Source organism: uncultured Rummeliibacillus sp. (genome assembly GCF_934216135.1).
In the GTDB taxonomy this organism is placed as follows: Bacteria; Bacillota; Bacilli; order Bacillales_A; family Planococcaceae; genus Rummeliibacillus.
Window position 1 is genome coordinate 1 of the sequence record NZ_CAKQBI010000005.1, and the last position, 13,245, is coordinate 13,245.

11 protein-coding genes and 1 pseudogene are annotated in these 13,245 nt (G+C 34.8%); 5 read left to right on the forward strand and 7 right to left on the reverse strand.

Features of this window, described 5'->3' with window-relative positions:
- Positions 1–189 precede the first annotated feature (189 nt).
- The 5 genes from Q0977_RS04595 to Q0977_RS04615 form a co-directional block, all read right to left on the reverse strand.
- The gene (locus tag Q0977_RS04595; protein WP_119415976.1) at positions 190–1,704 is read right to left on the reverse strand and encodes a DEAD/DEAH box helicase; all 1,515 of its coding nucleotides are present in this window, start codon (positions 1,702–1,704) and stop codon (positions 190–192) included.
- A gap of 336 nt (positions 1,705–2,040) precedes the next feature.
- The gene (locus tag Q0977_RS04600) at positions 2,041–2,736 is read right to left on the reverse strand and encodes a carboxylesterase (RefSeq protein WP_119415977.1); all 696 of its coding nucleotides are present in this window, start codon (positions 2,734–2,736) and stop codon (positions 2,041–2,043) included.
- A 91-nt stretch (positions 2,737–2,827) separates the two neighbouring features.
- A complete protein-coding gene (murF, locus tag Q0977_RS04605) occupies positions 2,828–4,198 on the reverse strand; it encodes a UDP-N-acetylmuramoyl-tripeptide--D-alanyl-D-alanine ligase (protein WP_299510993.1) in 1,371 nt (456 codons plus the stop codon).
- A 22-nt stretch (positions 4,199–4,220) separates the two neighbouring features.
- Complete coding sequence (locus Q0977_RS04610) at positions 4,221–5,291, reverse strand: D-alanine--D-alanine ligase (protein WP_119415979.1); 1,071 nt, start codon at positions 5,289–5,291, stop codon at positions 4,221–4,223.
- 408 nt (positions 5,292–5,699) lie between these two features.
- On the reverse strand, positions 5,700–6,461 hold the full coding sequence (locus Q0977_RS04615) for a hypothetical protein (RefSeq protein WP_367269441.1): 762 nt from the start codon (positions 6,459–6,461) through the stop codon (positions 5,700–5,702).
- A gap of 227 nt (positions 6,462–6,688) precedes the next feature.
- Between Q0977_RS04615 and rodA the strand changes: the two genes are divergently transcribed.
- Positions 6,689–7,879 (forward strand): rod shape-determining protein RodA, encoded by a 1,191-nt coding sequence (gene rodA / locus Q0977_RS04620; RefSeq protein ID WP_119415981.1) that lies wholly within the window; start codon positions 6,689–6,691, stop codon positions 7,877–7,879.
- Between the two features lie 142 nt (positions 7,880–8,021).
- Here the strand turns inward: rodA and Q0977_RS04625 are convergent, their stop codons facing one another.
- Positions 8,022–8,159, reverse strand: coding sequence for an Lmo0850 family protein (locus Q0977_RS04625; protein WP_164489537.1), 138 nt, complete (start codon positions 8,157–8,159; stop codon positions 8,022–8,024).
- Between the two features lie 305 nt (positions 8,160–8,464).
- Between Q0977_RS04625 and Q0977_RS04630 the strand changes: the two genes are divergently transcribed.
- The 3 genes and pseudogenes from Q0977_RS04630 to Q0977_RS04640 form a co-directional block, all read left to right on the forward strand.
- A complete protein-coding gene (locus Q0977_RS04630) occupies positions 8,465–8,773 on the forward strand; it encodes a metal-sensitive transcriptional regulator (protein ID WP_233548077.1) in 309 nt (102 codons plus the stop codon).
- Between the two features lie 14 nt (positions 8,774–8,787).
- Positions 8,788–8,997 (forward strand): copper chaperone CopZ, encoded by a 210-nt coding sequence (gene copZ / locus Q0977_RS04635; RefSeq protein WP_119415983.1) that lies wholly within the window; start codon positions 8,788–8,790, stop codon positions 8,995–8,997.
- A gap of 122 nt (positions 8,998–9,119) precedes the next feature.
- Positions 9,120–11,282 (forward strand): annotated as a pseudogene (locus tag Q0977_RS04640) (heavy metal translocating P-type ATPase); the annotation flags it as partial.
- 76 nt (positions 11,283–11,358) lie between these two features.
- On the opposite strand, the gene Q0977_RS04645 reads toward Q0977_RS04640, so the two are convergent.
- Complete coding sequence (locus Q0977_RS04645) at positions 11,359–11,652, reverse strand: hypothetical protein (protein ID WP_124217458.1); 294 nt, start codon at positions 11,650–11,652, stop codon at positions 11,359–11,361.
- A gap of 408 nt (positions 11,653–12,060) precedes the next feature.
- On the opposite strand from Q0977_RS04645, the gene Q0977_RS04650 reads away from it, so the two are divergent.
- Entirely contained in the window at positions 12,061–13,230 is a 1,170-nt protein-coding gene (locus tag Q0977_RS04650) for an MFS transporter (protein ID WP_299511005.1), read from the forward strand.
- The last annotated feature ends 15 nt before the right edge of the window (positions 13,231–13,245 follow it).

The window sequence follows — 13,245 nt, forward strand, 5'->3', positions numbered from 1 at the left end:
AATATAAAGATATAGGTAACACAATAGGATAAGGGTGGAGAATTGTGTCCCCACCCCAACTATTTACAAAGAGCCCTTATTTACGAATAACTTTTCAAATAAGTTTCATCGTCCTTAAAAAATAAAAAGGCCTTCAAATCAATTACATGATTTGAAGGTCTTTGCGTGAAACTTATTTTGTTTTGTATTTTAGTCTTCGCTACGACGTGTTTGACGACGTCCACCATCGCGACGTCCTCCGTCACGACGTCCGCCATCGCGACGATTGTTACGTTCACCACGACGACCTCCGCGATCTCCACCACGGCTATTACCTCCGCGGTTACCACGATAACCACCGCGACTACCACTGCGACCATGACCATTTCCACCTGAACGACGCATTGGTAATGGACGTTCTTCTGTAATTTTCACTGGTGTATCATCTGGTTCTTTAGTTAGTGATTTAAGTGCTGCAGCTACTAAATCAATTGCATCATGATTAGCTAATAATCCTTCAGCCATTGCGCGATAATCACTTAAATGATTCTTTTCAACAAGTTCTTTCAAATGTTCCACTGCAAGTGCTTGTTGACCAACTAATGCTTCATCAGCAGTAGGTGGTTTTAATGGAGTCATACGTTTTTTAGTAGTTTCTTCTACAATACGTAAATAACCCATTTCACGTGGTGTTACAAATGTAACTGCTAGTCCTGATTTTCCGGCACGGCCAGTACGTCCAATACGGTGAACATATGACTCTGGATCTTGTGGAATATCAAAGTTATATACATGTGTAACGCCTGAAATATCTAATCCACGTGCTGCAACATCTGTCGCAACTAAGATATCGATTTTATTTTCTTTAAATTGACGTAGTACAGAAAGACGTTTTGCTTGGCTTAAGTCCCCATGGATACCTTCTGCAAGATAGCCACGAATATTAAGTGCATGTGATAATTCATCAACACGACGTTTAGTACGACCAAAAATGATTGCTAGTTCTGGTTGGTGAACATTCAAAAGTCGTGATAGAACATCGAATTTTTCGCGTTCTTGAGCTTTTACGAAATATTGATCGATATTTTCAACTGTCATTTCTTTTGATTTGATTTTTACAATTTCTGGTTCTTTCATGAAAGTTTCAGCAATTTTGCGGATTGGAGCTGGCATTGTTGCTGAGAACAATAATGTTTGGCGTTCTGATGGTACATTTTCTAGAATTGCATTGATATCATCGATGAATCCCATATTTAGCATTTCATCTGCTTCATCAAGAACAAGTGTTTCAACATTTTCAAGTTTTAAAGTATGACGTTTAATATGGTCAAGAATACGACCAGGAGTACCTACAATTATTTGTGGTTTGTTTTTAAGTGCACGGATTTGACGGCTAATATCTTGACCACCATATACTGAAAGAATACGTGCGCGTTTATCATAACCAATTTTATGAAGTTCTTCTGAGCTTTGAATTGCTAGTTCACGAGTAGGGGCAATAATAAGAGCTTGTACTACAGTCTTTTTTGGGTCTACTTTTTCGATTAGTGGAATACCGAAAGCGGCAGTTTTACCTGTACCAGTTTGTGCTTGACCGATAATATCACGGCCTTCTAGAGCATATGAAATAGTACCTTCTTGGATTGGTGTTGCTTCTTCAAAACCCATACGTTTAAGGGATTTTTGAGTAGAAGCACTAATATTTAGTTCTGAAAAATTTGTCAAACTTCTCATTCTCCTTCTTTGCTTATGCATTTGACAAATGGTTACATTTTCAGATGAAAATAGGGCAAATCGAGCCTTATGTTAGGAACGTTTCCGTTACTTATTAAATCTCTGTTATGACAGAGGAATTTTATATGAAAAGGGAAAGCCCGGTCTTTGCCGAGCGGTTCAATTCTTTGTGATTCACACATAAATTTAGAATAAACCGTAATGTTCAAAAAAAGTACTCTCCATCTTCTCGGAGAGTCTACACAAAATGTATCCATTGCTTTCAATATTCTATCACGGGTAATTCATTCGCGCAATTATTTACTATCATTCAAAATGTTCAGACTATTATTTGCAGCTATAAAGAAATGCTAATGCCTTTTTAAACCATTTTTCCGCATCCTTACAATAACAAATTAAATGCTTCCCTTCTGGTGAAATGATTAATAATTTTTTTCTACTTGCTATTTTATGGTATAGATACGATGCTGTTGTGTAGGGTACCAGTTCATCTTTATCTCCTTGAACAATGCATACAGGCACTTTTATTTTCTCGTAATACGGAGACATTTTATGTACCAAACGGGTAAACTCTTTAACAGCTGATATGGGAACATCTATTACTTTTCTTTCATATAGCCTAAAGAATTCGTTTTCTTTATAATCTCCATGCATAAAATCCAAAAATAAATCATTTAAATCAACAACTAATTGTTTAGTACGAATATACCTTGCAGCAGGACTTAACAGAACGAGTCCTTTTACTTTATATCTTAAAGCTAAATACATGGCGATAATTCCACCCATAGAAAATCCAACGATGAAAATTTCATCTACCTTTTTAGACAGACGTTTATAAGCAATCTCTGCATCCATTAACCAATGCTCTGCCGTGAACAAATCTAAATTTAGTTTTTCGCCATGGCCTGATAATATTGGTACCTCTATAGTCCATGAAGTATTTTGTTCAAGATAATCTGAGAATGACTTTATTTCATAGGATCCTCCTGTAAATCCGTGCAATAGCAATACACCTATTTTCACTTATTTTCCTCCCATCATCCATTGCAATTTATAAAAATAGGGTACCTAGAAAAAGTAGTTTTCCCTAGGTACCCTTGTTTTAATCTATAAATTAATGAGTGAATGCTTGCAGTACACGTTCTAATTCCATACCTCGTGAACCTTTTAATAAGATAATTGAATTTTCATCCGCATTTTGGCGTATTTTTTCGATAATTCTATCATAACTATCATCTGTCCAAAGTAAATTTTCATCCACCACTTTACCTTGTAGTTGATCATATAACCATTTCATACGAGGACCGTATAAGCATACTTGATGAATATTAGATGGATCAATCGCATCAGCTAAATCTTCATGGAATTGTCGCTCTAATTCACCCAATTCCAACATATCACCAAGAACCACCCATTTGTCTGGTCGCAAATTAGTTGATTGTATGAATTGTAAAGCAGCTCTAACAGAAGTTGGCGCAGCATTATATGCATCATTTACAAATAAAATGCCTTGATCACCGTTCACTAATTGCATACGCATATTAGTAAGCGATACATTTTTTAAAGCTTCACGAATTTGTTCATCTGTTAAACCAATTTCATGGGCGATTAAAATGGCGATTAATGTATTTTTCACTTGATGGCGTCCAAGTACTGGGATAAAGAACTCTCCATTAATGGTACCTTCAACATTGAAAGAACTACCGCTTTCAGTAGATTCAATATGCGATGCCTTTAAGTCATCTGATGATTCTAAACCAAATGATATCGCATTTAAATTTGAAGCATTTTTGACTAGATGTCTTAATAACGGTTCATCCCCATCATAGAAAAACTTGCCATCAGGTTGTAGTCCTTGAATAATTTCAAATTTAGCTTTTGCAATTCCCTCACGTGAGCCAAGCGCTAACATATGCGCCTCACCAATATTAGTAATAACTGCATATTTTGGTTTTGCCATTTTCGTTAAAAATTCAATTTGACCAAAACCATCCATACCCATTTCTAAAATGGCAAATTCAGTATCTTCATCCAAAGATAAAATAGTCAGTGGTAGGCCTAGTTGGTTATTATAATTACCTTCTGTTTTCTGAACTTTAAAGTATGGAGAAAGTGTTCCAGCGATTAAGTCTTTGGTTGATGTTTTACCATTTGACCCAGTAACACCGATAAATGTCGCTTGATGTTCTGCTCGATATGCATGTGCCATTTCTTGTAATGCCTTCTCAGAATCATCCACAAAAATTAACGGTACGTCCTTAGGTGGATTAGGCTCATCTTTTTGCCAAAGCGAAGCTGCTGCTCCATTTTCAAATGCCTGTTTAACATACTTATGGCCATTTGTTTTTTCACCATGGAATGGGATAAATAAATCACCCTTTTGTAATGTACGTGTGTTAATAGAAACACCTGTCACGATAATATCTTCTCGGATATCTTGATCACTTTTTAACCATTTGGCAATTTGTTGTAATGTCTTTTTCACAATAGATCACACTCAATCTCTCTTATTGGTATTGAAGTTGTTGTTTTTCTGCATGGCGTTCAATCGCTAATGTAATAAGTTCTTCGATTAAATCACCATAAGCTAAACCTGTATTTTGCCATAAGATTGGATACATACTTACAGGAGTAAAACCTGGCATTGTATTTACTTCATTGATATATACTTCATCTTCTGCTGTTACAAAGAAGTCTGAACGTACAAGACCTGAACAATCTAAAATTTTAAACGCACGGATAGCCATATCAGACATTTTTTCGATTACTTTTTCTGTTACAGGCGCAGGAATCAACAAATCTGTTTTATCATCATTATATTTTGAATCATAATCGTAGAAATCTGTTACAGGTTTTATCTCCCCTGGTACAGAAACTTTAGGTTCATCATTACCAAGAACGCCCATTTCAACTTCACGTGCAATAATACCTGTTTCAACGACAATTTTACGGTCATATTTTAAAGCAAGTTCAACTGCTTTTATAAGTTCTTCATGATTTGTTGCTTTACTAATACCAACACTTGATCCTAAGTTTGCTGGTTTAACAAACATTGGCCAAGTTAAGTTTTCTTCCATTTTAGCGATCAAAGCATCTTGATTTTTTTTCCACTCACTACGGATGAAATATACGTAAGGAACTTGGTTTAACCCTGCAATTTCAAATAATTGTTTCATCACAACTTTATCCATACCAGCAGCTGATGCTAAAACGCCATTTCCTACATAAGGTAAGTTCAATGCTTCAAGTAATCCTTGAACTGTTCCATCTTCACCGTTAGTACCGTGTAACAAAGGGAAAATGACATCGAATGGTTTTTCATTTTCTTCTAGTAAGAAACTTGATATATCATTTGGCTTTGATACTTTAACATCTTTGCCAAATTGTAATTCTTCAATGCTTTCTACGGGTACTGAAAGTTGCTCTCCTCTTCTCCATTCACCTTCACGTGTGATGAAAATTGGGAAAACATCATATTTATCAAAGTGTAATGCTTGTATAACGGCCTTTGCAGTTGATAAAGAGACATCGTGTTCTGCTGATTTACCGCCGTATAATAAGCCTAATTTTTTCTTCATGGGTTTAAATTCCTCCAGATTTTTTCTATTCATAGTTTAGCATGAACCGTAATGATTCATGAAGTGATTACTGTCTAAACATAGATCACTTATTTACATGATTATCGAGTAAATGCACTTAATTTTCTTTTTTAAAAAGTAGCGCTCTGCATATTGCAACAGACCGCCTTTTTTGCAGAATCCATATTCTAATAATAGATAGGACAATTAACATAGTCACGTTCTAAATATCCTTACTTGTTGACAGAACTCTGAGTTATAAATAGATACTTAAAAAAATAACATTTCTATAATAGCACTCTGAAAAAATATTGCATCAAAAATAAAAAGATTCCTACTTATCATATGTAGGAATCTTTAATATGTTATAAATAAAAACCATTATTAGGAAGATATAAATAAGAGCTGTTATTTATGGATTTCTAAGATCTTATCAGGTTTTTGCTTCAATATACTATTCAAATCGTCCCATATTTCATCTGGAAAATAATCATCTGAGATATTACGTAATTCCATAACATACGCAATCTTCGGTTTTTCTATTTTATATATAGAAAATAATACACCATCTTTTACATCCTCGTGAAAATTCCGAATCATTTCTTCTGTAAAGAAAGGAACTAGATTGCTTACCTTTCTTCTCCAAAAAGTTGTAGGGCGTTCTTTCTCTTGTATAACCCCATTAAATACTTGTGTTATTAATTTTAGGACATCTTTTAAATCGCGAAAATATATTTTTGAAACTTTTTCTTCTTCGCTCGATAAATAGACATACTTATTTTGTAATTGATGATAGAACGGTGAGCGAAGCGGCTCTTTTTTATGTCCAATATAGAGCAATTCAGCTTGTTCTTGTGGTGTTAACAAATTTAACTTCAGTTCATCTGAAAAATCAATCCAACATAAGTCTTTCTTTGAATCCATAGCCTTTTTGACGAACTTTGCAATCCCCTTATCCTCTACGAACTCTAACCGTGTATGCATGTTAAATGAACCGTCTTCGTATTCATTCTTTAGAAGCAAAATATTTTGAAGCGGACCGACTGCAGAGACAAATTCACGGAAAGTTAAACCACTAAAAATAACAAATTGGTTTAATTCGTTCATATGTACATATAAGTGATGTAAAAAGTCGTCAGCATCTCGCATTTTTTTTGCCAAGTCGATCACCTCATTTCCATTCTTATTATAAGATGTAAATGCAAAATTTGAAACATTTGTGATTCGATTTCGTCACAACTTTGTACAAGAGCATGGTACAATAATATAGGCTATAATAATTGAGAGGTTGAGGCTCCTTATTCCGGATCAAAAACACAAGATTTCCGACCTAGGAATTGAAGGGTCCGAGAGGCTTAGACAACCTTATGTTAAATCTACTAGATTAGGTGACTACTATGAATTCAAAGAGAACTTTTTCCGATCGTTTCGACTGGACGCTCGCTTTTATAATGATGCTATTTTGCATCGTCAGTGTACTTGCTATTGCATCTGCACAAACTTCAGGACAGTACGGTATTAATTTTGTACCAAAACAACTCTTTTGGTATTTTGTAGGTGCATGTATCGTTGCTGTTATGATGTATTTTGAACCAGACCAATATAAAAAAATGGCGTGGTATTTATATGGATTAGGGATATTCATCCTGATTATTTTAATGGTTTCTCCAGGTGGTGTTGGACAAATTGCTGAACCAAGAAATGGTGCCAAGAGTTGGTTCCACTTAGGGTTTGCCGATATTCAACCATCTGAGTTTATGAAGACATTCTTTATACTTGCGCTTGCACGAACTGTAAGTAAACACCATGAAAGTAACCCAATCAAATCTTTAAAAACAGATTTTAAGCTTTTGGGAAAGATCCTTTTAGTATTAATGGTTCCATTGGCATTCATTATGAAGCAACCTGACCTTGGTACATCATTAGTTTTCCTTGCTATTACAGCAGCTGTTATAATCGTTGCTGGTATATCTTGGAAGATTATTTTACCAGTTGTGATAAGTGCCGTAACATTAGGCGGCTCTTTACTATGGATGGCATTATATATGCAAGATTTTTTAACTGAGAAACTTGGTTTTAAAGCATATCAATTTGCCCGTATCTATTCTTGGTTAGATCCTTACTCTTATTCATCAGGAGATGGATATCATCTAATTTCTTCTTTAAACGCTATAGGATCTGGTGAAATATTTGGGAAAGGTTTTAAACACCGTGAAGTATATGTTCCTGAAAATCACACAGACTTTATCTTTAGTGTAGTCGGTGAAGAATACGGGTTTATCGGAGCAAGTATTGTTATTTGTTTGTTCTTCTTCTTAATTTTCCATTTAACAAAACTTACTTTACAAATGAAAGATCCCTTCTGCACATATGTTTGCGCAGGGATTATTGCGATGGTAACTTTCCATGTTTTTGAAAACATCGGTATGACAACTCAAGTTCTACCAATCACAGGTATTCCTTTACCATTTATAAGTTATGGCGGTAGTTCAATGATGGGGAATGCACTGGCATTAGGATTAGTATTTAGTATGAAATTCCATCATCAAACTTATATGTTCGGAAATCATGACGATGATGATTTTTAAAGTTTAAAATCCCTCTATATATTGCTTTTATAAAAAACAGCCTAAGAGAATGTATTTTACCTCTCTTAAGCTGTTTTTTTATTTGCTTTGCATAAATAAAAAACTTCGGCTATGCAATACCGAAGTCAATTAATTTTTAGAGTTAGTTTTGAGTTTGTGGAGATGATTTTGGTGGTGCTAATGCTTTTAGTAATTCTAAGCGTGACTTTGTAGTCGTTGCCTTAACGCCAAGTTTTGATAAATTCGCAATTATTTTTGTTACATCTACATTTCTTGACATGCCTTCCACCTCTTCTATTTCTTATATTTTATATGACGTAGCTCCTATGCAAAAGTTGCTACTACTAATTTATAATAACCAATTAAATTACCTTCTATACATTTCTATCATAACATTTTTTATCTCAATAAATAATTTCAATATTGTTACATAATTAACATAGATACTTATCATAATATATTCAATACGTCCATGCAATCATCCTTTTGACTGATTGTCACTTCTTTACAAATAGTTCAGTTTCTATTCATTTACATACCCCTATTAGGTATGCTATCGTATAGCTAAATAGGAGGCGAATACGTTTGGTAGAAGAATGCACAAATCATTCTTGTCGTAAAAGTCATCATCCAGATTCAGTAAAAAAGGATTTAACTACTCGTTTAAATCGAATTGAGGGTCAGATTCGCGGTATAAAAGGAATGGTTGAAAAAGACGTCTATTGCGATGATATTATTACTCAACTTTCCGCTACACAATCTGCTTTAAATAGTGTTGCCAAAGTATTACTCGATGGACATCTAAAAGGTTGCGTTAAAGAGCGTTTAGCTGATGGTGATGAAACCGTATTAGATGAACTAGTTACAACCTTCCAAAAACTAATGAGAAAATAAGGAGTGTTTTTATCATGACAGAAAAAATCCAACTAAATGTAGAAGGCATGTCTTGTGGACATTGCGTAAAAGCTGTAGAGAATGGCGTTGGAAGTTTAAATGGTGTACAAAATGTAAGCGTAAACTTAGAAAAAGGCCTAGTAGATGTAGATTATGACAATTCAAAAGTCACAACTGAAAATATTAAAGAAGCAATTGAAGAAGAAGGATATATTGTTAAATAAGATTCGAATAACTGCATTTTTTGCAGTTATTTTTAACATGTTTCTATACCCTATATAGGTATATAAAAGGAGCGTTTTCGATGGCAACATCAAATACTACAAACAAAGAAGTGACACTTGATATACAAGGGATGACCTGCGCAGCTTGTTCTGCTCGTATTGAACGTGGACTCAATAAGTTAGAAGGTGTAGAACTAGCAACCGTTAACTTAGCACTTGAAACTGGTCACATATCCTATGACAGTAAACAATTAAATGAAGAAGCATTAATCGCCAAAATACAAAAACTCGGATATGATGCTGTTATTCATAAAGACGATCAAGAACAGGACCATCGTGAAGTGGAGATTGTACGAAAAACACGTGTTTTTATCATCTCGGCAATATTTTCACTTCCTCTTCTGTGGACCATGTTCGCACATTTTTCATTTACAAAAGGCATTTATGTTCCTGAATTTCTGATGAACCCTTATGTTCAATGGGCTCTTGCTTCAGTCGTTCAATTTGGAATCGGATGGCAATTTTACAAAGGTGCTTATTATGCACTTCGAAATAAAAGTGCCAATATGGATGTACTTGTAGCATTAGGTACATCTGCTGCATACTTCTACAGTGTTTATATTGTACTTCAAAATCGAGAGCATATTGGTATGCATAATTTAGATTTATATTTTGAAACAAGTGCAATTTTAATTACATTAATCTTACTGGGTAAATTATTTGAGGCACGTGCAAAAGGCCATTCATCTGATGCAATAAAGAAACTCATTCAATTACAACCGAAGACTGCATTTGTAGAACGCAATGGTAAACCATTAGAAGTACCTATTCGAGAAGTTAAATTAGGAGATATACTAGTCATCAAACCAGGATCATCTATTCCAGTTGATGCAATTGTAGTTTCTGGGGATTCTGCAGTGAATGAATCAATGTTGACTGGTGAAAGTTTACCTGTTGATAAATCTAGCGGTGACACAGTGTATGCAGCTACTATAAATGAAAACGGAACATTAAGAGTGCAAGCAACTAAAGTGGGTCATGATACAGTTCTTTCAAACATTATACGAGTAGTGGAAGAAGCTCAAGGTTCAAAAGCGCCTATTCAACGATTAGCGGATCAAATTTCAGCAATCTTCGTACCAGTTGTTGTTACGATAGCTGTAATCACATTTTTCGCTAGCTATTTCTTTTTCACAGAGGGCGATTTTACACAGTCTCTTGAACGAATGATAGCTGTACTAGTAATAGCATGTCCATGCGCTCTCGGTCTTGCAACACCAACATCCATTATGGCTGGTTCTGGTCGTGCTGCTGAAAATGGAGTACTCTTTAAAACTGCCGAAGCTCTTGAACATACAAATACGATAGACACGATTGTTTTTGATAAAACCGGAACCATCACAAAAGGGACACCTGTTGTGACAAATTTTTTAGTACTCAATCAGTTTAAAAAGGAATCTATAATTCCTCTTATAGCAGCAGCTGAAAAAAATTCTGAGCATCCTATTGCAACAGCCATAACAACATATGCTGAAGCTTTTAGTGAATTACCAATAGTTCAATCATTTAAAGCAATTCCCGGTCAAGGTATTGAAGCAACTGTCGAAGATAAGCAAATTGTAATAGGGACTCGTAAATTATTCAATCATCATGATTTTCAGATTAACTGTAACAGTCATTTTGAAGATGAGGGCAAAACGGTTATGTATGTAGCGATTGACCAACAACATGTCGCGACAATTGCTGTAGCAGATGCAGTAAAGGAAACTTCAAAAGAGGCAATTTCTAAATTGCAAGAAATGGGAATTGAGACAATTATGCTTACAGGTGACCAAGTAAAGACAGCTACTACCATCGCAAATGATGTCGGTATTAATCAAGTTATAGCAGGTGTTTTACCTACAGAAAAAGCTGCAGAAATTGAAAGGCTTTTAAAAGAAAATCGCCATGTTGCAATGGTTGGAGATGGATTAAATGATGCTCCTGCACTTGCAAAGGCTGATATTGGAATAGCTATGGGTACAGGTACAGACGTAGCCATTGAAGCAGCCGATATTACGATTATGAAAGGCGATTTATTGAAAGTAGTTGATGCGGTGAAGATTAGTCACCTAACTGTTCGTAATATTAAACAAAACTTATTTTGGGCACTTGCATACAACTCTGTCGGGATTCCAATAGCTGCATCCGGCCTGCTTGCCCCATGGCTTGCTGGTGCCGCAATGGCATTTAGCTCCGTATCTGTTGTATTAAATGCTCTTCGCTTACAGAGAATAAAAATATAACAAAAAGGAACGCTTAATGCGTTCCTTTTTGTTAATCAATTACATATATGTTTTGGTTAATAGTTAAAATCTTAACCTATTTAATAATGCCGTGTAATTCTTTTAGTTCAAATAAACGATCTCCACCGCGTAAAGCGTAGCTAAATTCAATAGTTGTTTCTTGTTTTGTACCGTTTAATGTACTTTTTGCTTTAAATACTTCCATATTAACAGATTCAACTTCAACATTTGTATGTCCAAGTGATTGTAATACAGTTTTTACTTTGAATTTACGCGCAGGCAATAAATCAATAAGTATAGGAATGTCTAAATCTAGAATGGATTTTGTGCCTTCACTATTTGTAATAGTAGCAATTGCTGTGATTTCCATCGTTATGAAATCCTCCTTTATTTGAATCAACTTAATTATAGCACTACAAAAAACAAACTTTAAAAAGCCTCAATATTGAGTAAATTGTGATATCAAAATAGCAAAACAATAGCATTATCGAGCCCCTTTTTTACTATACCAATTGAATAAGCATTCCAATCATAGACTCTAACCTAGTATGATTTTAACTATTATGAGCTATAAAACTTTTCAGTATACATACTTTCTTTAAACTTAATATTTGCCAAAAATAAAGTTTTAGCATTAAACTATCTTACGTTCTATACTGCTTGCACTTACTTACAGTGTATTGGCAAGCTTACCTTTTCAAGAATATTTTTGCAAAATCCGTCTTGAATTAGGGTAGAATGAATTAGATTACATTTGTATATAGAAAGCAGGGTTATTATGAAAAAATCTATTATCTTGCTAATGTCAGTGCAATTTTTTGTATACTTAGGATTCGGCTTAATCATCCCTATTTTACCTGAGGTAATTGTACAACAAGATTTTGCGAAAATGCACGTTGGTGGTTTATTGACCATCTACTCTTTGGCAAGTTTTTTCACTGCTCCTTTCTGGGGTATGTTAAGTGATAAAATGGGTAGAAAAAAATTGATCTTAATTGGGTTACTTGGATTCTGTGCTAGCTTCTTATTGATCTCATTGTTTATGAAATCATTGACTATGCTATATATTTCCCGAATTATTGGAGGATTATTCTCCGGAGCTTTATATACAGCAGTTACAGGATTTATAGGCGATATGTCTACTGAAGAAAATCGCAATAAGTATATGGGCTTTATTGGAATGTCCATTGGATTAGGCTTTATCTTCGGACCAGCTTTAGGAGGTTTGCTAGGGAAAATTAGCTTAAGTACACCATTTACCGTTTCAGGAATTTTGACTTTCTTATTATTCATTTACGCAAGTATTGTTTTAAAAGAGCCAGAACGTCATACTGAAACAACAAAACGAGAAATCATCCCAAAAGGAACTTCTACATTGTTTAAGTACCGTGTTCGTTACTTATTTATCTTCTCCTTTATGGTGACATTCTTACTTGCTGGAGTCGAATCCACACTGCAATTATTCCAAATGGAAAAAATCAATATTACAGCTGCACAATTAGGTTCTCTCTTCCTATTTAGTGGATTTGTAGATTTTATGGTTCAAGGCGGCCTAGTTCGTCATATCAAGGATGGCTCAGAACCTAAATGGTTAATCGGAGCTCAAGTTGTAACTGCTATTGGCTTACTAATGTTTCCTTTCACAAAAAGCTTATGGTTTGCAGGACTCGCACTTTGTGTATTTACCGCAGGAAATGCATTAGCACGTACATTAAACACATCTCTTTCTTCTAAAGAATCTGGTGGAAAATACGGTACTGCAGCTGGCCTTTCTTATTCAATGGATAATATAGGGCGTATTCTTGGGCCACTATTCTTCACTTGGATTTTAACCAAACAACCAAATACCGTTTATGAAACTTCAGGTATACTTGCATTATTAAGTATCTTCATCATTCTTACTTTCAAAGCAAGCAAAAAAACATTACGCCTTCAAGATAAGGCATAATGTTTTAATGAAAGT